23 protein-coding genes are annotated in these 22,528 nt (G+C 68.1%); 13 read left to right on the forward strand and 10 right to left on the reverse strand.

The window, feature by feature from the left end:
- The first annotated feature begins 10 nt into the window (after positions 1 to 10).
- The 10 genes from hisF to QN163_05205 all read left to right on the forward strand — a co-directional run bounded on the left by hisF (position 11) and on the right by QN163_05205 (position 11,249).
- Positions 11 to 853, forward strand: coding sequence for an imidazole glycerol phosphate synthase subunit HisF (gene hisF / locus QN163_05160; protein MDR5683399.1), 843 nt, complete (start codon positions 11 to 13; stop codon positions 851 to 853).
- A gap of 25 nt (positions 854 to 878) precedes the next feature.
- Complete coding sequence (hisIE, locus tag QN163_05165; protein ID MDR5683400.1) at positions 879 to 1,547, forward strand: bifunctional phosphoribosyl-AMP cyclohydrolase/phosphoribosyl-ATP diphosphatase HisIE; 669 nt, start codon at positions 879 to 881, stop codon at positions 1,545 to 1,547.
- A 78-nt stretch (positions 1,548 to 1,625) separates the two neighbouring features.
- On the forward strand, positions 1,626 to 2,375 hold the full coding sequence (locus QN163_05170) for a metallophosphoesterase family protein (protein ID MDR5683401.1): 750 nt from the start codon (positions 1,626 to 1,628) through the stop codon (positions 2,373 to 2,375).
- A gap of 64 nt (positions 2,376 to 2,439) precedes the next feature.
- Positions 2,440 to 3,780, forward strand: a complete 1,341-nt coding sequence (locus QN163_05175; protein ID MDR5683402.1) for an NADP-dependent malic enzyme — start codon at positions 2,440 to 2,442, stop codon at positions 3,778 to 3,780.
- Positions 3,781 to 3,830: 50 nt separating this feature from the next.
- Entirely contained in the window at positions 3,831 to 5,921 is a 2,091-nt protein-coding gene (locus QN163_05180) for a S9 family peptidase (GenBank protein MDR5683403.1), read from the forward strand.
- Positions 5,918 to 6,478 (forward strand): cob(I)yrinic acid a,c-diamide adenosyltransferase, encoded by a 561-nt coding sequence (locus tag QN163_05185; protein ID MDR5683404.1) that lies wholly within the window; start codon positions 5,918 to 5,920, stop codon positions 6,476 to 6,478. Before QN163_05180 ends, QN163_05185 begins: the two co-directional genes overlap by 4 nt.
- 46 nt (positions 6,479 to 6,524) lie before the next feature.
- Positions 6,525 to 8,546, forward strand: coding sequence for a S9 family peptidase (locus tag QN163_05190; GenBank protein ID MDR5683405.1), 2,022 nt, complete (start codon positions 6,525 to 6,527; stop codon positions 8,544 to 8,546).
- Between the two features lie 85 nt (positions 8,547 to 8,631).
- The gene (locus QN163_05195; GenBank protein ID MDR5683406.1) at positions 8,632 to 9,711 is read left to right on the forward strand and encodes an ArsR family transcriptional regulator; all 1,080 of its coding nucleotides are present in this window, start codon (positions 8,632 to 8,634) and stop codon (positions 9,709 to 9,711) included.
- A gap of 10 nt (positions 9,712 to 9,721) precedes the next feature.
- Entirely contained in the window at positions 9,722 to 9,931 is a 210-nt protein-coding gene (locus QN163_05200) for a helix-turn-helix domain-containing protein (protein ID MDR5683407.1), read from the forward strand.
- A gap of 40 nt (positions 9,932 to 9,971) precedes the next feature.
- On the forward strand, positions 9,972 to 11,249 hold the full coding sequence (locus QN163_05205; GenBank protein MDR5683408.1) for an MFS transporter: 1,278 nt from the start codon (positions 9,972 to 9,974) through the stop codon (positions 11,247 to 11,249).
- Between the two features lie 108 nt (positions 11,250 to 11,357).
- Here QN163_05205 and QN163_05210 read toward each other — a convergent pair whose 3' ends face one another.
- The 10 genes from QN163_05210 to QN163_05255 form a co-directional block, all read right to left on the reverse strand.
- Positions 11,358 to 12,056 carry a succinate dehydrogenase iron-sulfur subunit gene (locus QN163_05210; protein MDR5683409.1) on the reverse strand — a complete coding sequence of 233 codons (699 nt, stop codon included), beginning with the start codon at positions 12,054 to 12,056 and terminating at the stop codon, positions 11,358 to 11,360.
- A gap of 5 nt (positions 12,057 to 12,061) precedes the next feature.
- On the reverse strand, positions 12,062 to 13,786 hold the full coding sequence (gene sdhA, locus QN163_05215) for a succinate dehydrogenase flavoprotein subunit (protein ID MDR5683410.1): 1,725 nt from the start codon (positions 13,784 to 13,786) through the stop codon (positions 12,062 to 12,064).
- Entirely contained in the window at positions 13,782 to 14,138 is a 357-nt protein-coding gene (locus tag QN163_05220) for a hypothetical protein (protein MDR5683411.1), read from the reverse strand. The genes sdhA and QN163_05220 overlap by 5 nt, the downstream gene beginning before the upstream one ends.
- A gap of 28 nt (positions 14,139 to 14,166) precedes the next feature.
- Entirely contained in the window at positions 14,167 to 14,511 is a 345-nt protein-coding gene (locus tag QN163_05225; GenBank protein ID MDR5683412.1) for a fumarate reductase subunit D, read from the reverse strand.
- Positions 14,512 to 14,514: 3 nt separating this feature from the next.
- Complete coding sequence (locus QN163_05230) at positions 14,515 to 14,898, reverse strand: fumarate reductase subunit C (protein MDR5683413.1); 384 nt, start codon at positions 14,896 to 14,898, stop codon at positions 14,515 to 14,517.
- Positions 14,895 to 15,638 (reverse strand): succinate dehydrogenase/fumarate reductase iron-sulfur subunit, encoded by a 744-nt coding sequence (locus QN163_05235; GenBank protein MDR5683414.1) that lies wholly within the window; start codon positions 15,636 to 15,638, stop codon positions 14,895 to 14,897. The genes QN163_05230 and QN163_05235 overlap by 4 nt, the downstream gene beginning before the upstream one ends.
- Positions 15,639 to 15,640: 2 nt before the next feature.
- Positions 15,641 to 17,383 carry a fumarate reductase (quinol) flavoprotein subunit gene (gene frdA / locus QN163_05240; GenBank protein ID MDR5683415.1) on the reverse strand — a complete coding sequence of 581 codons (1,743 nt, stop codon included), beginning with the start codon at positions 17,381 to 17,383 and terminating at the stop codon, positions 15,641 to 15,643.
- Positions 17,384 to 17,504: 121 nt separating this feature from the next.
- Complete coding sequence (sdhD, locus tag QN163_05245; GenBank protein MDR5683416.1) at positions 17,505 to 17,879, reverse strand: succinate dehydrogenase, hydrophobic membrane anchor protein; 375 nt, start codon at positions 17,877 to 17,879, stop codon at positions 17,505 to 17,507.
- 22 nt (positions 17,880 to 17,901) lie between these two features.
- Positions 17,902 to 18,252, reverse strand: coding sequence for a succinate dehydrogenase, cytochrome b556 subunit (gene sdhC / locus QN163_05250; protein MDR5683417.1), 351 nt, complete (start codon positions 18,250 to 18,252; stop codon positions 17,902 to 17,904).
- Between the two features lie 30 nt (positions 18,253 to 18,282).
- Positions 18,283 to 18,990 (reverse strand): FadR/GntR family transcriptional regulator, encoded by a 708-nt coding sequence (locus tag QN163_05255; protein MDR5683418.1) that lies wholly within the window; start codon positions 18,988 to 18,990, stop codon positions 18,283 to 18,285.
- A gap of 164 nt (positions 18,991 to 19,154) precedes the next feature.
- Here QN163_05255 and icd point away from each other — a divergent pair, with 164 nt between their 5' ends.
- The 3 genes from icd to sucC all read left to right on the forward strand — a co-directional run bounded on the left by icd (position 19,155) and on the right by sucC (position 22,518).
- On the forward strand, positions 19,155 to 20,399 hold the full coding sequence (gene icd / locus QN163_05260) for an isocitrate dehydrogenase (NADP(+)) (protein ID MDR5683419.1): 1,245 nt from the start codon (positions 19,155 to 19,157) through the stop codon (positions 20,397 to 20,399).
- A 13-nt stretch (positions 20,400 to 20,412) separates the two neighbouring features.
- On the forward strand, positions 20,413 to 21,348 hold the full coding sequence (mdh, locus tag QN163_05265; GenBank protein ID MDR5683420.1) for a malate dehydrogenase: 936 nt from the start codon (positions 20,413 to 20,415) through the stop codon (positions 21,346 to 21,348).
- A 69-nt stretch (positions 21,349 to 21,417) separates the two neighbouring features.
- Positions 21,418 to 22,518 (forward strand): ADP-forming succinate--CoA ligase subunit beta, encoded by a 1,101-nt coding sequence (sucC, locus tag QN163_05270; protein ID MDR5683421.1) that lies wholly within the window; start codon positions 21,418 to 21,420, stop codon positions 22,516 to 22,518.
- Positions 22,519 to 22,528: the final 10 nt, after the last annotated feature.

Genomic DNA, 22,528 nt, shown 5'->3' on the forward strand with positions numbered 1-22,528 from the left:
CGTCGACGCGGTGCAAGGCGCACGGTCCGAGGAGTGCGGCTCCGCGCTCGCCCGGCGCATCATCGCCTGCCTGGATGTCTCGCCGGTGGGTGGACGGGCCCGCGTGGTCAAGGGCGTGCACTTCGTCCGGCTGCGCGACGCAGGCGACCCGGTCGAGCTCGCTTTTCTGTACGAGCGGGAAGGCGCGGACGAAATCGTGTTCTTGGACATCACCGCTTCATCGTCGGGTCGCCCGACGCTCGAGGACGTCGTCCGGCGGACGGCGTCGGAGGTGTTCATCCCCCTGACCGTGGGCGGGGGCGTCGGTTCGGTCGAAGACGTGCGGCGCTTGCTGCGGGCCGGGGCGGACAAGGTCGCGGTCAACACCGCGGCGGTGCATCGGCCCGAGCTGGTGTGTGAGGCGGCGGAGATGTTCGGATCGCAGTGCGTCGTCGTCGCGATCGACGCGCGGCGGCGGCGCGGAGGCTGGGAGGTCTGCACCCACGGGGGGCAGAAGCCCACGGGCCTGGACGCCGTGGCGTGGGCCCGGAGGGTGGCCGACCTGGGCGCCGGCGAGATCCTGCTGACCAGCATGGACCGCGACGGAACGACCGAGGGATTCGACGTCGCGCTGACGCGCGCGGTGACCGACGCCGTCGGCATCCCGGTGATCGCATCGGGTGGGGCGGGAGACGTCTCGCACTTCGCGGAAGTCCTCGCCGAGGGCGGCGCGGACGCGGCGCTGGCCGCATCGGTCTTCCACTTCGGCCGTCTGCGCATCGGCGATCTGAAGGATGCGTTGCGGGCCGCCGGCGTGCCGGTGCGCCCGGCGTTGGGCGGTGCCGGCGGCCGGACACAAGCGATGGGACGGTGACGCCCAGCGTGCGGATGTTCCCTCGATGACCGACCGGGAGGATCCGCGGGTGGAGATCCCACAGGGTCGTGGCCCCGTCGCTTTCGACGACCTGGGGTTGGTGCCCGTCGTGGTCCAGGACCGCTGCACGGGCGCCGTCCTGATGCTCGCCTACGCCGACGCCGCGGCGATCGCCCGAACGGAACGGACGGGTCTCGCCCACTTCTGGAGCCGCTCGCGCGGACGCCCCTGGCAGAAGGGCGAGACGAGCGGCCACGTCCTGCGCGTGCACCGGATCTTGACCGACTGCGACGGCGATGCGGTGCTGTACGTCGTCGATCCCTCCGGCCCGGCGTGCCACACGGGAGAACGATCCTGTTTCCATCGAGACTTGTCCGGCGCGCGGGGCGTTGCGCCCGCGGCGGTGCTGGCGGATCTGGCGGCGCTCGTCGCCTCGCGGCGCGCACACCCCGTGGAAGGCTCGTATACCGCCGCGCTGCTGTCCGACGTCCCGTCGCGCCTACACGCGAAGATCTACGAGGAAGCCGCCGAGGTCGTGCGTGCCGCGCGCGAGGAAGGGCCTCGTCGCCTGGCGGAGGAGGCGGCCGACCTCCTGTACCATCTGCTGGTGCTGCTCGCCCGGCATGACGTGGCGCTGTCCGATGTGCTGGACGTGCTGGAGCGCCGGCGAGGCGCAACGGGGGCCGAATCGTAGGCCCCGCGCTCGACCCTGACCGCTGGCTCGCCACTTCGAACTTCGATACCACGCGGACCCGCGGTGGATGCTTGCGCTATGCTGAGACATGCGGGGATGCTGTACGCGATCCTGTCCGACGTGCACGCCAACCTCGACGCGCTCGAGGTCGTCCTCGCCGATGTGGCCGGCAGCGGGGCGGAGCAGGTGATCTGCCTGGGTGATTTCGTCGGGTACGGACCGGAGCCGAACGAGTGCACCGAGCGGTTGCGCTCCGTCGCGACCGTGGCGCTGGTGGGCAACCACGACCTGGCTGCCCTCGACCGACTGGACGCCGGCCGCTTCAACCTGTTTGCGCGTCTGGCGGTGGAGTGGACCAAGCTGCAGCTGGAAGAGTCGATCCGCCACTACCTGGAGTCGCTGCCCGCCACGCGGGAGTACGGAGGGCTGCTGCTCGTGCACGGGAGCCCGCGGGATCCCGTCGAAGAGTACATCATGGATCTGGAGACTGCAGACGACAATTTTCGGGCCGCGGATTTCGAAATCTGTTTTTTCGGCCACACACACTATCCCGTGTGGTTCGTGCACGACGGCGAGCGTACCCGCATGCGCGCCCTCGCGCCGGGCGAGCGTGCGGCGCTTCGCGGTGGGCAGCGCCATCTGATCAACGTCGGCAGCGTCGGCCAGCCCCGGGACGGCGATCCGCGCGCCGCCTACTGCCTGTTCGATTCGGACGCCCGGGTCGTGGAGCTCCGGCGATTGCCCTACCCGATCGAGTCGGTGCAGCAGAAGATGCGCGACAGGGAACTGCCGCGGCCGCTGTGGGAGAGGCTGGCGGAGGGGCGGTAGCGCAGAATCGCCCCTTCTCTCGGGCCGGAGCCTGAGGTCGGCAGCGGGGCGGGGGTGAGGGGGCATGACCGTCGAGAAGCGCGAGGAACTGGTGGCGAAAGCGTTTGCGGCCGCCAAGGTCGCAGAGCAGATGCACCGCTTCTACCGCGGCAAGATCCAGATCCAGCCCAAGTGCGCGATCCGCGGCGTCGAGGACTTCGCGATCTGGTACACACCCGGCGTGGCCGAAGCCTGCCGGGCGATCGTCCGCGACCCGCTGGAAGTGTACGAGCAGACGAACAAGTGGAACACGGTCGCGATCGTGACCAACGGTACGCGCGTGCTCGGGTTGGGCAACATCGGGCCGGAGGCCGCGCTGCCCGTGATGGAGGGCAAGGCGCTGCTGTTCAAGTACCTGGGGGGTGTTGACGCGGTGCCGATCTGCCTGGATGCGCGCGATCCGGAGGAGATGATCCGGACCACCCGCCACCTGCAGCCGGCGTTCGGAGGGATCAACCTCGAGGACATCGAGCAGCCGGCCTGCTTTCACATCCTCGATCGCCTGCGGGAGGAAATGACGATCCCGGTCTTCCACGACGACCAGCAGGGGACCGCAACGGTGACGCTGGCGGGCCTACTGAATGCCCTGCGGATCGTCGGCAAGCCCCTGGCCGACGTGCGGATCGCGATGGTCGGCGCCGGTGCGTCGAACATCGCGATCGCCCGCATCCTGATCGCCGCGGGAGCCGATCCGGGCAACATCGTCATGACCGACAGCCGCGGCATCCTCAACCGGCGCCGTACAGAGTTGCGCGATACGCACCGCCAGAAGTGGACCCTCTGCTTGGTCACCAATGCTGAAAACCTGAGCGGTGGTCCCGCCGAGGCGATGCGGGGGGCTGACGTCCTGATCGCGCTCAGTACGCCGGGACCTGACGTCATCAAGCCAGAGTGGGTACGAGAGATGGCGCCTGATCCGGTGGTGTTCGCGTGCGCGAACCCCGTGCCGGAGATCTGGCCCTGGGACGCAAAGGAAGCGGGCGCACGGATCGTCGCCACCGGACGCAGCGACTTCCCCAATCAGATCAACAACTCTCTGGGGTTTCCCGCCATCTTTCGCGGGGCGCTGGACGTTCGCGCGCGCACGATCACGGACGAGATGTGCGTCGCCGCGGCGCAGGCGCTCGCCGGCTATGCCCAGGAGCGGGGGCTGCACGAGGACTACATCGTCCCGTCGATGGTCGAGTGGGAGGTCTATCCGCTCGTTGCCGCTGCGGTGGGCGAGCGGGCGATCGCACAGGGCGTGGCGCGGCTGCGCCCTCCGCGCGAACAACTGGAGGCAAGCGCGCGAGAGATGATCCGCTCGGCGCGCGAGGGGACACGCCTGCTGATGGAGCACGGCTACATTCCGATCTTGAATCTGTAAGCCGTCTGGCGGACGGAGGTTCGCTGCGCACATCATGGAGGTTGTTGCGAATGCGACCGATCACCATCGAGGATTTGCTGAGACTCAGGTTCGTCTCCGACGTTCAGATCAGCCCCGACGGCAGCCGTGTCTGCTACGTGCAGACGGTCATCGAGCGCGATGCGGGCAAGGACGAGGATGTGTATCGCTCTCACCTCTGGATCGTGGCGGCGGCCGGGGGAGAACCTCGGCAGTTCACGTTCGGCCCTCATCGGGATTCCCAGCCGCGCTGGTCGCCCGACGGACGCCGGATCGCGTTCCTCTCCGACCGGGGCGGAGACAAGCACCTGTGGGTGATCCCGGCGGACGGGGGCGAGGCGCGACAGGTGACGAAGCTGAAAGGAGGAGCTTCCGAACACCGGTGGTCACCGGACGGACGCAGCATCGCGTTCGTCAGCAAGGTGGGCCCGGATCCCCTCGACGACGAGCCCGACCGGGAGAAGGCCAAGCGCAAGAAGCAAAACCGTCTACGCGTCTACACGCGCATCCGCTACAAGCTCGACAGTGAGGGTTTTTGGGACGGCAAGTGGAAACAGATCTTCGTGGTGGACGCCGAAGGTGGCGAACCGCGACAGGTCACCTTCGGGGAGTTCGACCACGTGGGCCCGGCGTGGGCGCCCGACAGCCGGCACGTCGCCTACGTAGCCAATCCGCAGCCGGACGCCGACTTCACGAACGTCACCGACGTGTGGGTGATCCCGGCCGGGGGCGGTGAGCCACGTAAGGTCACGCGTTCGCTGGGACCGGCTGGCAATCTCGCGTGGTCGCCAGACGGGCAGTGGATCGCCTACTTCGGGCACGACAACCGGTTCATGACCGCGACGCTCACCGGCGTGTGGATCGCGGCGTCCGACGGCAGCGGGGTGCGAAACCTGACGGACGGGTGGGACCGGGCGGTGGGCAACCACGTGCTCGATGACATGCGGGCGCACCCCGTTGCCGGCGGGCCTATCTGGCGACCGGACGGCCGCGAGATCCTGTTCTTGGGCGGCGATGGGGGTACCACGCAACTGTATGCGGTCAGCACCGAGGGGCAGGTCCGCGCCCTGACGCAGGGTCGTCGCGTGATCTACGGCTACTCGTTCGACGCCGCCGCCGGACGCGCCGCGGTCGGGGTCTCGACGCCGACCGTCCCCGGGGACGTGTACCTGATCGAGTTCGGTGAGGGCGTGCGCGAGCGGCGGCTGACCGACGTGAACCGGGAGACGCTGGGCCATGTGCGCCTCAGCGAGCCCGAGCCGGCGTGGTTCGAGGGGGTGGACGGGTGGAAGATCGAAGGGTGGCTGCTGCGTCCGGTCGACTTCCAGGAAGGTCGGCGCTACCCGGTGGTGTTGCAGGTCCACGGCGGCCCGCACGCCGCATACGGCTGGTCGTTCTTCCACGAGTTCCAGGTCCTGGCGGCGTCGGGCATGGCGGTGCTGTACACGAACCCTCGCGGCAGCCAAGGATACGGCCAGACGTTCAACGCTGCGACGCGCAACGACTGGGGCGGCAACGACTACCGGGACCTGATGATGGCCCTCGACCAGGCTCTGGATCGCTGGCCGTGGCTGGATCGCGAACGCATGGGCGTGGCGGGGGGATCCTACGGCGGCTACATGACCAACTGGATTGTGGGCCACACGGACCGCTTCCGCGCCGCCGTCACGATGCGGTCGATCGCCAACTGCTACAGCCAGTGGGGGACGAGCGACCTCGCCTTCATGAAGGGCTTCTGGGAATTCCCTGGTGAGCCGTGGGACCACCCTGAGTTCTACCTGGAGCGCTCACCCATCACGTACGTGAACAACGTGCGCACGCCGATGCTGATCATCCACAGCGAAAACGACCTGCGCTGCCCGATTGGGGAGGCGGAGCAGCTGTTCGCGGCGCTGACCAAGCGCGGGGTGAAGACCGTGTTCTTGCGTTTCCCCAACGAGTCACACGACCTGTCCAGGGCGGGGCAGCCCGAGCACCGCATCCAGCGGCTCCAGTGGATCGTCCGCTGGTTCGTCGAGCACCTCACTGAAGTCGCGAGCCCGCATGCCGCAGCCCGGGAGCCCGTTGCGGCCGCGGCCGAAAACCTGCAGGCGACCGTCGCCCCCGACCCCGAGCACCCATGAAGATCTACACGAAGACCGGAGATGCCGGCCAGACCAGTCTGTTCGGAGGCGAGCGGGTCTTTAAGACGCACCCGCGCGTGGAGGCGTACGGCGCGGTCGATGAACTCAACAGCGTGCTCGGTGTGCTGCGGAGCCGACTCGCATCGGACGATCTGGAACGTCTGGTGGCGCGGATCCAGAACACGCTGTTCGACGTGGGGGCGCAGCTGGCGACGCCCAGGCCAGACGATCCGAAGCTGGCGTCGCACCTGCCGGCCGTCTCGGCTGCCCGCGTAGAAGAACTGGAGGATTGGATCGACCGGCTAGACGCAGACCTGCCTGCGCTGCGGGCCTTCGTCCTCCCGGGCGGTGTCGAGGCGGCCGCGTGGGCGCACGTGGCCCGATCCGTGTGCCGGCGGGCCGAGCGGCGCGTGGTGGCGCTCGCATCCACGGAAACCGTCGATCCCGAAATCCTACGGTACCTGAACCGTTTGGGAGACTTGCTGTTCGTGATGGCCCGCTGGCTCAACCGCCGCGAGGGCGTCGCCGACATCGAGTGGGAACGGGGGAGAGGGTAGCGGGCGGGATCGGCGTCGATCGTCGATGGGGAAGACGGAGGGTGCGATGGGCAAACGACGGATTCAGGTCGACGATCTGTTGAGGTTCGCGATGCCGTCCGATCCGCAGATCAGCCCGGACGGCACGCGTGCCGTCTTCGGCCTGCACCGCCTGGACCTGGAGTCCAACGGGTTTGCCAGCGTGCTGTGGATGGTCTCGCTGAGCGGTGGCGATGCCAAGCAGTTCACCGCCGGTGCGAAGCGGGATCACTCCCCCCGCTGGTCGCCCGACGGCCGGTGGGTGGCATTCCTCTCCAACCGATCCGGCAAGGACCAGATCTGGCTGATCCCCGCCGACGGCGGGGAGGCACGCCAGATCACCCACCTGCGCGACGGCGTCAAGGATCTGTCTTGGGCACCGGATTCGCGGCGCCTGTGCTTTTTGTCCCGCAGCCGCCCGGACGAGCGCGAGGAGGAGCAGGCCAAGCCGGATCCGGTCGTCGTACGGCGTTACACACGCATGGCGTACAAGTTCGACGGCGTGGGCTTGTTCGACGAGGACCGTCCGCCGCAGATCCACACGGTCGACGTCGTCACCGGCGAAGTGGTGCGGATCACCGACGACCCCTACCCGGTGCAGTTCCCCGTGTGGTCGGTCGACGGCGAGGAGATCCTGTTCGTCGGTACGCGCGAAGATCGGTGGGACGACACGTACGTCCGCGACGTGTACGCGATGCGCCCCCGCGACGGCCGCCTGCGGTGCCTGACCCGCAGCCGCGGTCCCGTCCAGGCACCGACCCCGTCGCCCGACGGCCGCTGGGTCGCGTACGCGGGGCACGACGACCGCTCCGGGCACGCGACAAACGTGCGCGTGTGGGTCGTGCCGTTTGAGGGCGGGGAGTCCGTCGACCTGACCGACGCCATGGACCGGTCCGTCGGAGGGTACATGGGCAGCGACGTGCGCGTCGCGCCCATGGTGCTGCCGATCCGCTGGAACCCGGAGGGAACCCACGTATACTTCGTTGCCGGTGACCACGGCAACGCGCACCTCTACGCGGTCGACGTCGCCACCCGCCGCGTCCAGCGTGTCACGACGCGCGCTGTGGAGGCCGTATCCTGCTTCGACGTCGGCCCGCTCGGGCGGGTCGTCTACCAGGCCATGGACGCGGTGACACCCGAGGAGATCTGGCTGCACGAAGCCACCACCGACAGACCGCTCACCGACTTCAACGGGGCGCTGACCGGGGAGCTCGACCTCGGTGAAGTCGAGGTGTTCCAGTACGCGGGCGCCGACGACTGGCCGATCGACGCCTGGCTGTACAAGCCGCCGGATTTCGTGGAGGGCAGGAAGTACCCACTGATCCTCCAGATCCACGGCGGTCCGCACTCGGCGTACGGGAACATCTTCTCCCACGGCACCTTCCTGCTCGCCGCCGCCGGGTATCTAGTGCTGCGTACGAACCCGCGTGGGAGCCAGGGCTACGGCGAGGCATTTGCGCGCGCGGTCATCGAGGATTGGGGCGGCCGCGACTTCCAGGACCTGATGCGGGGCGTGGATGCGGTGATCCAGCGTGGGTACGTCGATACGGCACGCATGGGCGTGACCGGCGGATCGTACGGCGGCTTCATGACCAACTGGGTGATCTCCCACACCGACCGTTTCCGCGCGGCGGTCACCGAGGTGTGCATCTGCAACCTGCTGTCGTTCTACGGGACGAGCGACATCGGCTACCTGTTCGGCGAGCGGCAGCTGGGGGGCCGCCCCTGGACGAATCCACAGCGGCTGTGGGAGTTCTCGCCCCTCAAGTATGTCGAACGCGTCGCCACACCCGTTCTGATCATCGGCAACGAGGAAGACCACCGCTGCCCGATCGAGCAGTCCGAACAATGGTTCATCGCGTTGCGCAAGCTCGGCAGAGATGCCGAGTTCGTGCGCTATCCGGGTGAGGCCCACACAATGCAGAGCAATGGCCGTCCGAAGCCACGGATCGACCGTCTGCGCCGCTTGCTGGCGTGGTGGGGTCGCCACCTCGGCGGGGACGCCGCAGCCGTCGAACGCCCCCTCGCCCAGGCCGAGGCCGCGGAGTGAGTCCTGTGGGCCGCAGGGACCTCACGGGGGTTGTCGGTGGCCGCAATGTAGACTAGTATTTACGTACTGGTAATCGAAAGACTACATGGCGCGGGCGATCCTGCTCTCACCCCATCCCAGCGCCCTCCACGTCCGCGTGGAGGCCTGTGCGGTTTACGACTTCCTGGCCGCGCTGTTCGTTGTGCACCGGCACGGGCGGGGGCTGGCGTTCGACGTGGCGGACGCGTGGGTCGAGCGCGCCCGCCGCGGACTGGGCCAGCGTTCGCTGCGGGACTTGGATCTGTTAAGTTGTGAGCGCGGCACGTTGCTGTCGCTGGTGGCCCTGCTGGACCGCCGCGCTGTCGACGACACCGTCGCCGGCTTCGTCGGCCACGTGCGCGAGGTTCCCGCGGACGAGCTGGTGTTGACGTTGCTGGCCAGCGCGCGGGCAGCCCGCCCGGTGCGCCAGCACCTGCGCGAGGCGTTGCGCACCCGCGGCGTCGCGCGCGAAGCGGCGCTGGCCCGGTTCGCCGCCGGGCTGCCGCAGGAACTGCGGCCGGAGGCGGCGGTGGAGCTTGCGCGGATGGACCCGCAGGCGGTGCGCGACCGGCTCGTGCGTCTGCTGACCCGTTTCCACGAGCGCGTCTACGCTGGCGAGGAGCCCCGGGTGCTGCCGCTGCTGCGCGCCGACGCCGAGCGCAAGCGCCGGCGGGCGCAGCATCTGTCGCCGCAGGCGTTCGTCGAGGAAGCGACCGGCGGGCACGTCCTGGACCCGACACAGGTGACCGAGGTCGTCGTCGTCCCCTCGTACTTCGTGCGTCCGTTCAACCTGATCGCGGACCACGTCGGGGTGCGCACCTACGTCGTGCCGCTGGGGGAGGACGAGTCGGTGGGGGAGCCGACGGAGGTCGTGGTGCGCGTCGCCAAGGCATTGGGCGACGAGACGCGCCTGCGCATCCTCCGCATGCTCATGGACAGGGAGATGTACACGCAGCAGGTGGCCGAGGCGCTGGGCACGAGCCACGTCACCGCCATCCATCACCTGGCGGCGCTGCGGGCGGCGCACCTCATCCGCATCGTCGAGAGACAGAACCTGAAGTTCTACGTGTTGCGGCCGGAGGGGCTTCAGGAGGCGCTGGGCGTCCTGTCGCGGTTCCTGCGGCCGGGCGCGTCACCTGCGAGTTGAGGAGACGACCGTGAACGCTGTGGCGCTTGACGATCTGCCCGAGGTGCTGACGGTCGAACAGGCCGCCGGCTACCTGCAACTGCACAAGGTGACGGTCTACAAGTACATCCGCGAAGGATTGCTCCCGGCCGCACGGATCGGCAAGGTGTACCGGATCCTGCGACCGGATCTGGAGCGCTTCCTTCGCTTGGCGACCGAGGAGCAGCAGACCGGCGAGTAGCCTCCATATGCCGCCCGCCGCCGGCCGTGACGGCTAACCCATGACCACGTTCCGCGCGTTTCGCCACGCCAATTACCGCCGGTTCTGGTACGGCATGCTCGTGTCGCTGGTCGGCACGTGGATGCAGGGTACCGCGCAGTCGTTCCTCGTCTACGAGATGACCGGCTCGGCGCTGCGGACGGGGATGGTGATGTTCGCGTTTACGCTGCCCTCGCTGCTGTTCTCGCTGTTTGGAGGCGCCATCGCCGACCGCTACGACCGCCGGCGTCTGCTGGTCGGTACGCAGATCGCCTTCATGACGTCGGCGGCGGTCCTGGCGACGTTGACGCTGACGGGGGTTGTGCAGGTCTGGCACATCCTCGTCCTGGCGTTCGCCAACGGGGTCACGATGGCGGTCGACGCGCCAGCACGGCAGGCGATGCTTCCGACGCTGGTCGGCCGCGAGGATCTGCAGAACGCCGTCGCGCTCAACGCCGCGGTGTTCAACGGGTCGCGCATCTTCGGCCCGGCGCTGGCCGGGATCGTCTACAAGATCGGGGGGCCGGGCTGGTGCTTTGCGGTCAACGCGATCTCGTACCTGGCGGTGATCTGGCCGCTGGTGCGGATGCGGTTGGTGATGGCGTCGGGTGACGCGCCCTCCGAGCCGATGACCGCGCAGATCCGGGATGGGCTGGCGTACGTGCGTTCCCACGCGGCGGTGCGGTCGCTCCTGCTCCTCCTCGCCGGGGTGGGCACCTTCGGGTTCGCCTGGATGGTGCTCGCGCCGGCCTTCACGGTGAGGGTGCTGGGTATGGGTCCGGTAGAAAATGGTTACCTGCTGACGGCGACGGGTGTCGGCGCGACCGCGGGTGCGCTCACCGTTGCCACGCTCCAGGGATTGCGGCGGCCCGGAGTCTTCGTCGTCACCTGCGCCACGCTGGCCGGAGGGATGCTCGTTGCCTTTTCGTTCACCCGAGCACTGCCGGTCGCGCTCCTGGCACTGGGGGTCGTCGGGTTCTTCTTGACGGCGTTCATGTCGTCGACGAATTCCACCATTCAGTCGCTGGTGGAGGACCGTTATCGCGGTCGGGTGATGAGCCTGTACACGCTGGCGCTGATCGGCAGCGGCCCGGTGGGGAGCCTGCTGGCGGGATCCGTCGCCGACGCACTGGGCGTCCCTACGAGTCTTGCGATCAACGGCGCCCTGGTGGTCGTGTGCGCGGCGCTGACCTACCTGCTCGCGCCGGCGGTCGTGGGGCTACGGGTCGTGATTCCCCCGCATCCGGTCAGTCTCCCCTCTTCCATCGGTACGACCGCCGGGCGTGCCGCCGCGCGCTGACTGAGCCGTCGCCCCAACCCCAGCAGAGGGCCGGCCCGCCGGTGGGAGAGCAAGACCCCGGCATTCTCACTTTGCGTGAGGAAACGGAATCCGCACTGGGTAGCAGTGCTAGGCGCGGCTGAGGACGATCGCCTGCTTGATCTCCTGGATGGCCTTGGTGATCTCGATCCCCTGCGGGCAGGCTTCGGTGCAGTTGAAGACCGTACGGCAGCTGAATGCGCCGCTGCGTTCGGCGAGGATCGCCAGCCGCTCGTCCGTCCCACGATCGCGGCTGTCGAAGACGAACCGGTGGGCCGCCACGAGCGCCGCGGGTCCCAGGAACTGCCCACTCCCCCAGTAGATCGGGCAGGCGGTCGTGCAGACCGCGCAGAGGATGCACTTCGTGGTGTCGTCGTAGCGGGCGCGCTCTTCGGGCGACTGCAGGCGCTCCCGCTGCGGCGGCGGTTCGTCGTTGATCAGCCACGGCCGGATCTGCCGGTACTTCGCGAAGAACGGCTCCATGTCCACGACTAGATCCTTGATGACCGGCAGGCCGCGAATCGGTTCGACGGTGATCCGGTTCCCCACGTCACGGACCAGGACCTTGCAGGCCAGGCGGTTGCGTCCGTTGATCAGCATCGCGTCGGAGCCGCAGATCCCGTGCGCGCACGACCGCCGCAGCGCCAGCGAGCCGTCCTGGTACCACTTGATCCGGTGCAGGACGTCCAGCACCCGGTCGAAAGGGTCGGCGGTGACGCGATAGGTGGCCCAGTAGGGCTTGGCGTCAGCTTCCGGATTGAAGCGCTTGATGCGGACGATGGTCTCCATGGGATCTAGTACTTCCTCTCCTTTGGCTGGTATTTCGTGATCGTCACCGGTTTGTACCTGAAGTCGTGCTGTCCACGCTCGCGCCGGTAGATGAGCACGTGCTTGAGCCAGTTCTCGTCGTCGCGGTTGGGATGGTCCTCACGGTAGTGCGCGCCCCGGCTCTCCGTGCGGTGCAGACAACTGGCCACAGTGGCTTCGGCCAGGTCCAGGAGGAACCCCAGCTCGAGGGCCTCGACGAGGTCGGTGTTGAAACGCCGGCCGCGGTCGTCCAGCCGCACCCGCCCGAACCGTTCCTGCAGCGTGAGCACGGTGTCCATCGCATGTTGTAGGCTGGAGGCGGTGCGGAACACCGAAGCGTTCTCCATCATCTCTGCCTGCAGCGCATCCCGGATCGGTGCCGCCGTCTCTCCGTCGGTCCGCGCCCGCAGCGCGTCGATCTGCGCCTGCGCCCGACCTACGGGGTCTTCGCGCACGACCGGGGGATCGGCGCCTTGTATGTAGCGAGCCATGTGGCGGCCTGCTCGGCGTCCGAACACGAGGATGTCCACCAGCGAGTTCGTGCCCAGCCGGTTGGCGCCGTGCACGGAGACGCACGCGCACTCGCCGGCCGCGTACAGCCCACCCACCGGTATGCCGCGTTCGTCGGCGATGACCTGCGCGTCGTTGTTGGTGGGGATGCCGCCCATGGCGTAGTGCGCCGTCGGCTGGATGGGGACCGGCTCGGTCGCAGGGTCGATCCCCAGGTAGGTGCGCACGAAGTCGGTGATGTCGGGCAGCTTGGTGTCCAGGACCTCCCTGCCCAGGTGCCGGAAGTCCAGGTGCACGTAGTCCGTGCCGTCGATCCCGCGCCCTTCACGGACCTCCAGGTAGATGCAGCGGGAGATGATGTCGCGCGGTGCCAGCTCCAGCAGCGTCGGCGTGTAGCGCTCCATGAACCGCTCACCGTGGCGGTTGATCAGGTACGCGCCCTCGCCGCGCGCCGCCTCCGACAGCAGGATCCCCAGGCGGTAGATCCCCGTCGGGTGAAACTGGAAGAACTCCATGTCCATCAGCGGGATGCCGCGCCGCCAGGCGATCGCCACACCGTCGCCGGTCAGTGCGTGGGCGTTGCTCGTGACCTTGTACATCCGCCCGAAGCCACCGGTGGCGAGCAACACGGCGCGGGCCCAAAAGACGTGCAGCATCCCCGAGTCGATCTCGTAGGCGACGACGCCAGCGCAGCGCCCGTCCTCGATGAGCAGGTCAACCATCTGGAATTCGTCGAAGAACGCGACGTCGTTGCGCAGGCACTGCTGGTACAGAGTCTGCAGGATCATGTGACCGGTGCGGTCGGCGGCATGGCACGCCCGGCGGACGGGGCCCTCACCGAAGTTGCGCGTGTGGCCGCCGAACCGGCGCTGGGCGATCCGACCGTCGGGCGTGCGGTCGAACGGCAGGCCCCAGTGTTCCAGTTCGTAGACGGTTTCGATGGCCTCCTGGCACATCTGCTCGGCGGCGTCCTGGTCAACCAGGTAGTCGCCGCCCTTGATGGTGTCGAAGGTGTGCCACTCCGGTTGGTCTTCTTCCAAGTTGCCCAGCGCGGCGCCGATGCCGCCCTGCGCGGCACCGGTGTGCGAGCGTGTCGGATACAACTTGCTGAGGACCGCGACCCGGCGGCCCCGCAGTTCCAGTGCCGCGCGCAGCCCGGCTCCCCCGGCGCCGACGATCACCGCGTCGAAGGTGTGCTCAATCATCGGTGACGGGCCGCTGCGGTTCGAAGTCGAGATAGCGCAGGACCGTGTGGTCGGTGATGGAGTCGAACCAGCGGCGCCGCAACTCCTCCCCCTCCGCGGACATCAGCCAGCGCCGGAAGTTCGCGGCCGCCTGCTCGCCCACCCAGAACGCCTCGTTGAGATACTTGGGGCGGCGGACCGGCTTCGGTTGTTCGTAGCTGCCCTCGAACCCGTCCACGAACACCCACGTCTTGCGGCCGATGCACCCGAAGCGCCGGGTGACCTCGTCGAGGCGCCCATCCAGCCACTCGACGAAGGATGTCTCGTCGACTCCAGGTTTCACGTTGTATGCGTGGATCACACGCAGCATACCCGTCCCCTCCTTCTTGCCCGAAGTGTCACAGGCGCGCGAGAACGACCGCCGCTGCCGCGACGATGCCGACGGCCGTACCGTAGCACGCGAACGCCACCGGCACCCAGGAGGCCTTGAGGTGCAATCCCTCGGTGAGCGTGTAGCGGAACCGATGCGCCCAGTGCAGCATCCACGACGCCACGACCGCGAACACGTAGGCGCGGCCCACCGGATGGGCGACGAGTTCGACGGCCCGCTCGTAGGCGAGCGCGTCGCGCGTCCAGCCGGCGGCTACGCCGACCCCCGTGAGCAGGACGTGGACTGGCAGCAACAGCGCCGCCACCGTGCCGCCGGCCGCGAACAGGAGCCACCACAGGGGCTCGCTGCGCATCCGCTACCGCCCCAGCACGATCCGGGCCACGACCGCCGAGACGATGGCCCACACCGCGTAGTTGGCCCCGACGACCGCCGCGTCCGGTACCCGGTGCCGTCCCAACCGCACCGTCATCGCCTTGGGGGCGAGCGCGAACCACGTGACCGAGTGGTACAGCGCGGCCGCCAGCCCCAGGGCGTGGAAGACGGCCATCCCGGGCGCACCCAGAAACGCCAGGTACGCTTCGTAGGCGGTGGGTCCTCGTACCAGCCGGTCGACCAGGATCAGCAGCAAGACCGCGTACGTACCGACAAACAGGCTCGTAAGTTCTCGCACGACGAACAGCACGTACGACCGCCGTTCGGTCCACCAGAGGAAGCGCACGGGTCTGCGGTAGCCCGTCATCTTCGCCCCCACGGCACGAGCACGTCGCGGGCCCACTGCAGGGCGCTGTGCAGCTTCAGCCGCTGGATCGCACCCGCAGGATCGACGTGCTTGGGGCAGACGGTTGTGCACTCGCCCACCAGCGTGCAGTCCCACACGCCGTCCGGTCCGGCCACGACCTCGCGCCGCGCCTTGCGTCCCTGGTCGCGGGAGTCGAGATCGTAGCGCGCGGCCAGCGCCAACGCCGCCGGGCCCAAAAAGCGCGGCTCCAGGGCATACACGGGGCATGCGGAGTAGCAGAGCATGCAGTTGATGCACATGCTGAACTGCCGGTAGTCCTCCAGCTGTTCGGGCGTCTGGAGGTGCTCGGAGCTCTCGGGGTCGGGATCCCGCCGGATGAGCCACGGCTTGACGCGTGGGAGCTTGTCCATGAAGTCGCCGATGTCGACGACCAGATCGCGCGCAATGGGGAAGTTCGCGAGGGGCTCCACCCAGATCGTCCTCGGATGGAACTCGCGCAAGAACGTGGCGCACGACAGTCGCGGCGTGCGGTCGATCATCATGCCGCAGCTGCCGCACACGCCCATCCGACACGACCAGCGGTAGGTCAGACTGCCGTCGACCTGGTCCTTGATGTAGTTGAGCGCGTCCAGCACCACCCAGTCCTCGCGGTAGGGCACCTGGTAGGTCTGGAAGTAGGGGCTGGCGTCGCGGCCGGGGTGGTAGCGGAGGACGCGGAGCTCGGCGGTCGGGCGGGCCATCGTCAACCTCCGTAGACGCGCTCGGCCGGCGGCCAGCGCGTGATGACCACGTCCAGGTATTCGACCCTCGGCTCCCCGTCGCCGCGATAGGCGAGCGTGTGGCGACAGAAGCGCGCGTCGTCACGCTCGGGATGGTCGGTCCGCTGATGGGAGCCCCGCGATTCGGTACGCGCGAGCGCCGAGTGCGCCACACACTGTGCGACGTCCAGCATGAAGTCGAGTTCGAGCGCGGCCACCAACTCGGTGTTGAACGCGAGCGTGCGATCGTCGAGCCGGATGCGGTGGAAGCGCTGGCGCAAATCACGCAGCCGATCGCACGTGGCCCGCAGCGATGCATCGTCCCGGTAGATGCCGCATCCCGATTCCATGGCATCCTGCATCTCGGTGCGGATGCTGGCAATGCGCTGGTCGCCGCCGTCCTTGCGCAGGAAGTCTCTCTGGATGCGATGCTCCTCGTCCAGTGCCAGCGCGGTCAGCGGGTTGGGACTTGGGGGTGGGCTCTCCCGAGCATGGGCCGCCGCCGCCCGGCCGGCACGGGCGCCGAACACCAGGCACTCGGGCAAGGAGTTCGATCCCAACCGGTTCGCGCCGTTGATGCTGACGCAGGCGACTTCACCCGCCGCGTACAGGCCCGGCATCGGTGTGGCCCCATGCTTGTCCGTGTGAACTCCGCCCATCATGTAGTGGACCACCGGGCGCACAGGGATGGGTTCGTGCACCGGGTCAATCCCGGCGTAGTTGCGCGCAAGCTCGCGGACGAAGGGCAGCTTCTCGTTGATGCGTCGCTCTCCCAGGTGGCGGATGTCGAGGTGGACGACATCGCCGTAGGGTCCTGCGATCGTGCGGCCCTTGCGCATCTCGTGTACGAACGCCTGCGACAGCTTGTCGCGCGGGCCGAGCTCCATGGCCCGCAGACGCGGCCACGGCTCGGGCGGGCCGAGGCCGTAGTCCGCTAGGTATCGGTAGCCGTCCTTGTTGACGAGGATGCCCCCCTCGCCGCGCGCGGCTTCCGTGATCAGGATGCCCGTGCCCGGCAGACCCGTGGGGTGGTACTGCACGAACTCCATGTCCTTCAGAGGGACCCCGGCGCGGTAGGCCAGCGCCATGCCGTCCCCCGTCACGATCGCGCCGTTGGTCGTGAACGGGTAGATGCGGCCGGCGCCGCCGGTGCAGAGGATCACGGCCCGGGCGGCGATGAGGTACAGGCGGCCGGTGGCGAGTTCGATCGCCACCGCTCCCCGGCACCGGCCGTCCTCGACGAGCAGGGTGGTGACGAACCACTCGTCGTACCGCCGGAGTGCCTGGTAGCGGAGGCTGGTCTGGAACAGGGTGTGCAGGAGGTGGAAGCCGGTCTTGTCGGCTGCGAACCAAGTGCGCTCGATCTTCATCCCGCCGAACGGCCGGACGGCGACGTGTCCGTCGGGCTCGCGGCTCCACGGGCATCCCCAGTGCTCCAGCCGCAGCAACTCCTCTGGGCACTCCCGCACGAATTCCTCGACCGCGTCCTGGTCGGCGAGCCAGTCCGAACCGGTGATCGTGTCCTCGATGTGTGCCTCGAAGGTGTCGTTGGGCTTGATCACCGCCGCGGCGCCGCCCTCGGCGGAGACCGTGTGGCTGCGCATCGGATAGACCTTCGACAGCAGGGCGACGTCGAGGGCAGGGTCGGCTTCCGCCGCGGCGATCGCCGCGCGCAGCCCGGCCGCGCCACCCCCGATGATCAGGATATCGTGCTCGAGGATGTCCATGATCCGTCTCAGTCGGCCCTCCGCCCTCGGCGATTGGCGGTGCCCGGGACGATCGTAGAGCCTTGGGCTGCGAAAGCCGCCTGCCGTCGACGGCGCTCGCCCGTGCGGTCGCTGCCGACTCCTACGGCCCCGGCTGGAACGTAAACAGCACCAGGGCACCCAACGTGCCGAACACCAGGCCCAGCGTCCCGATCGTGGCGTTCCAAAACAATCGCCACCTGGGCGATCGGGTGTAGTCCGAGACGATGCCCCGAAGCCCGTTCAGGCCGTGGGTGAGCGCCAGCACCAGGATCAACAGATCGTAGACGCGCCACAACGGCGTCGCGAACCGCTGGGCGACGAAGTCGAAGTCGATCGTGTCGGTGCTGTTGAGGATGTGCATGATGTACAGGTGCCCCAGCACCAGTCCGATCAGCAGCACCGCTGAGACGCGCATGTACAGCCACGACAGCCACTCCCAGCCGTTGGGTCGCGCTCGCGCCACCGGATACGTCATCGTTTCGCTCCAGGCTCACGCCTCACTTGAACATCGGGCGCAGCATCAGGAATGCGACCGGGGTCATCAGCGCCGCGTAGGCCGCCGCGCCCACCCAGAACATCCTGCGATACCATCGGGTTGCCCGCGGGAACAAATCGAGGATCATGATGATGACCCCGTTGCCGGCGTGGTAGACGACGGCGGCCACGAGCAGGAACTCCAGGGGTTTGAACCACGGCTGGCGGTACAGCTCGATGGCCTTGTTGTAGGCTTCCGGGCCGTACATCAGCATGGCCGTCTCGACGATGTGCATGAACAGGAACAGCAGGATCGCCACACCCGTGATCCGGTGCAGCACCCACGCCAGCATCCCAGGTCCACCTCGGTACATGACGACCTCCGCCTCGCTCGCCTCTGCCCACTACCGATCGTGGAGTTGCCTTTCGATGTCCTCGCGCATGTCCTCCATGTGGCGGTGCATCACGCCTCGGGCGAGCGCTTCGTCCCGCATGCGGATCGCTTCTACGATAGCCTGGTGAAACTCCTGCGCCTTGTGGGGACTGGTGGGGGCACGCCCGGTCGCCTCGCGGCTCTGCAGCCATATCTCGTTGAGCGTGCGCACGATGGAGACGAGCACCGGATTCCGGGTCGCCTCCGCGATGAGCCGATGAAACAGCAGATCGGTCTCGAGATCGGCCTTACCCTCAGCCAGCTCCCGTTCGCGGCGGTTCAACAGGTCCTGCATCTGGTCGAGGTCGTCCTGGGTCGCCTGGTGGACCGCCAGCGCCACGATCTCTTCCTCGACGATCCGTCTCGCCTGAAGAAGATCGAGGAGGAACTGCCGCTCGGGCAGCAGCGCCCACACTGCGGGATCCACGGGCGCGTGGGCGGACCGGATGAACGTACCGTCTCCCGAGCGGACCTCGACCAGTCCCATTGCGTTGAGGACCCGCAACGCCTCACGCACCGAGGCCCGGCTGACGCTGAGGGTCTCGGCGAGTTCCCTCTCCGGGGGGAGGCGGTCGCCGGGTTGCAGGTGGCGGTCGGCTATCAGTTCCTGAATCTGGCGGACGATGTCCTCGTAGATCCGGCGGTGGCGGACAGGCTGGAAGACGGGCGTCTGCGCCATTGGCCTGGTGGTCTGCTGGTCTGACCAAACCGTAGATCGACTCCGACCCCGTTGTCAAGCAGTACCTGGTACCGGGTTTGCCCCGCGCTTCGCGTCGGGTTACACTGACGTTCGCCGGTCCCGTCGGCCTCCGCATACCCCGTTTGACAGAAGGAGCCCCTCAGATGCTGAGTCTGGAAAGGCTGGCCCCACCGACAGAAGGTCGCCGGATCGAGATCATAGACGGCAGACTCGTCGTCCCCGACGACCCGATCATCCCCTTCATCGAGGGAGACGGCACCGGCCCGGACATCTGGCGTGCTACGCGCCGCATCCTCGACACCGCGGTCCAGCGCGCGTACGGAGGCAAGCGGCGCATCGTGTGGTTCGAAGTATTCGCCGGAGAGAAGGCCAACGACCAATTCGGGGACTGGCTGCCGGCCGACACCCTGCGGGCGTTCGAGCACTACGTCGTGGGAATCAAAGGGCCGCTGACGACGCCCGTCGGCGGCGGGTTCCGCTCGCTGAACGTCGCGCTCCGTCAGCTCCTGGACCTGTACGCCTGCATCCGGCCGGTGCGCTGGTTCGAGGGCGTGCCCTCTCCCGTCAGGCACCCCGAACGGGTCGACATGGTCGTCTTCCGGGAGAACACCGAGGACATCTACCGTGGAATCGAGTGGCCGGCCGGCTCCGAGGAGGCCAACCGGATCATCGACTGGCTGCGCGCCGAGTTCGGGGTGCAGGTGCGGCCCGGCTCGGCGATCGGCGTCAAGCCGATGAGCGAGTTCGGAACCAAGCGCCTGGTACGCAAGGCGATCCGGTACGCCCTGGAGCGCAACCGTCGCAACGTCACGCTCGTGCACAAGGGCAACATCATGAAGTACACGGAAGGCGCGTTCCGCGACTGGGGGTACGAGGTCGCGCGCGAGGAGTTCGGCAACCGCACGATCTCCTGGGACGAAGTCTTACGCGACTACGGCGGGAAGGTTCCCCAAGGGCGGTTGCTCATCCAGGACTACATCGCCGACGTCACGTTCCAGCATGTGCTGACGCGCCCCCAGGACATCGACGTGATCGCCACCGGCAACCTCAACGGCGACTACCTCTCCGACGCGATCGCCGCACAGGTCGGCGGGATCGGGATGGCCCCGGGGGCCAACGTCGGGGATTTCCACGCCGTCTTCGAGGCCACCCATGGGACCGCGCCGAAGTACGCGAACCTGGACAAGGTCAACCCGGGATCCCTGACGCTGTCGGGGGTCATGATGCTCGAGTACCTGGGCTGGCAAGAAGCCGCCGACCTGGTGATCGCCGGGCTGGAGCGCACGTTCCGCAAGAAGGTGGTGACGTACGACCTGGCACGGTTGATGGATGGGGCCCGCGAGGTCCGGACGAGTGAGTTCGCCACCGAAGTGATCGAAAACATGTGAGGAGGCATCCGCAATGCCGCTTGGACGCCCGAAGATCTCGATCGTCGGCGCGGGCACCGTGGGGACGGCCGCGGCCCACTGGCTCGCCTCGCATCACCTCGGGGACATCGTCCTGACCGACATCGTGGAGGGACTCCCCCAGGGCAAGGCCCTCGACATCCTGCAGGCCGGGCCGATCGCCGGTTTCGACTGCCGGCTGATGGGTTCGAACGACTACGCCGACACGGCGAACTCCGATGTGGTCATCGTGACTGCCGGGGTTCCCCGAAAGCCTGGCATGACGCGCGAGGAGCTGCTGGACACCAACGCCGGCATCGTGCGCGGCGTCGTCGAGCAGGTGGTGCCCCGATCCCCGGACGCCGTCTACATCATCCTGACCAACCCCCTGGACGCGATGACCTACGTCGCCTACCGGGCGTCGGGGCTTCCGCGCGAGCGCGTGATCGGCCAGAGCGGGGCGTTGGACAGCACCCGGTTCCGGGCCCTTTTGGCGATGGAGATCGGCGTGTCGGTCCGCGACGTCGACGCGATGGTGATCGGCGCCCACACCGACAAGGACATGGTGCCCCTGGCGTCGTTGGCCAGCGTGCGCGGCATGCCGGTCTCGCGATTGCTCCCACCGGAGCGGCTGGAGGCCATCGTCGCCCGTACCCGGCGGGCGGGGGCGGAGATCACCGAGTTGATGAAGGCGAGCGGGTTCACGGCGGCCGGCGCGGCCCTGTGCGAGATGACCGAGGCGATCGTGCGCGACCGCAAACGCGTGATCCCCTGCTGCTTCTACCTCGACGGGGAGTACGGTGAGCGTGACGTCTGCGTCGGGGTGCCGGTGGTGCTGGGCGCCGGCGGGGTCGAGCGGGTGCTCGAACTCCCTCTGTCGGACCCGGAGCGAACTGCCTTCCGGGCATCGGTCGCCGCCATACGGGAGCTGCTCGGGGGCGTGAGGGTCTAGAGTCTGCGCGGAGGTGGCGCAGCGGCACGCGCCGGGAAGTATGTGCTGCGAGCGAGGTGGCTTGATCCCATGAAGCTGCACGAGTACCAGGCCAAGGAGTGGTTCCGCACGTACGGGATCCCCGTCCAGAACGGTACGGTAGTCGAACGGGCTGAACAGGTCGGCGATGTCGGCCTCGCCTACCCTGTGGTCGTCAAGGCGCAGGTGATGGTCGGCGGACGCGGCAAGGCGGGCGGCATCCGACTCGCCAGGACGCCGCAGGAGGCGCAGGAGGCGGCACAGGAGATCCTCGGCATGGAGATCAAGGGCGAAGTCGTCCGCAAGGTTCTCGTGGCGGAGGCCGCCAACATCGAACGCGAATACTACCTCGCCTTCACGGTGGACCGTTCGGCGCGCCGCCTGGTCTGTGTCGCCTCGGCCTTTGGCGGCGTCGACATCGAGGAGGTGGCGCGCGCGACCCCCGAGGCGATCGTCAGGCTCCACGTGGACCCGCTGTTTGGGTTCCATCCGTTCCATGCGCGGTCGGTGGGTCGCCGACTGGGCTTCGGTGGGCCGGCTCTGGTGCAGTTCACCCAGATCGCGCACGCGCTGTACCGGCTGTGCGCCGAGAGGGACGCCGAGCTGGCGGAGATCAACCCCCTGGCTGTCGCCGACGGGAAGTTGGTGGCGGTGGACGCGAAGCTGATCGTCGACGACAATGCCCTCCACCGCCATCAGGACCTGCCCGACAACGAGGAGCTAAGCGAGCTGGAACGGCTGGCCCGTCAAAACGACCTCTCCTACGTCGAACTGGACGGCGACATCGCGATTATCGGCAACGGGGCAGGGCTGGTGATGGCGACGTTGGATATGATCGCGCACTTCGGGGGGCGGCCGGCGAACTTCCTCGACATCGGTGGGGGGGCGTCGACCGAGAACATGCGCCAGGCGATCGACATCGTCCTGCGCAAGCCCGGCGTTCGGTCGCTGTTCATCAACGTCTTCGGCGGCATCACTCGCTGCGACGACATCGCCCGTGGGATCGTCGCCTCACGCCCTCCGGTGCCCGCGAGCATCCGGCTGGTAGGCACCAACGAGGAGGAGGGACGGCGCATCCTGCGCGAAGCAGGGATTTCGGCGTTCGTGGATCCGGAGGAAGCAGCCCGGGAGGCCGTACGGCTGGCGTCGTAAACGCCGGCGT

The organism is Armatimonadota bacterium, from assembly GCA_031432545.1.
Lineage (GTDB): Bacteria > Sysuimicrobiota > Sysuimicrobiia > Sysuimicrobiales > Sysuimicrobiaceae > Caldifonticola > Caldifonticola tengchongensis.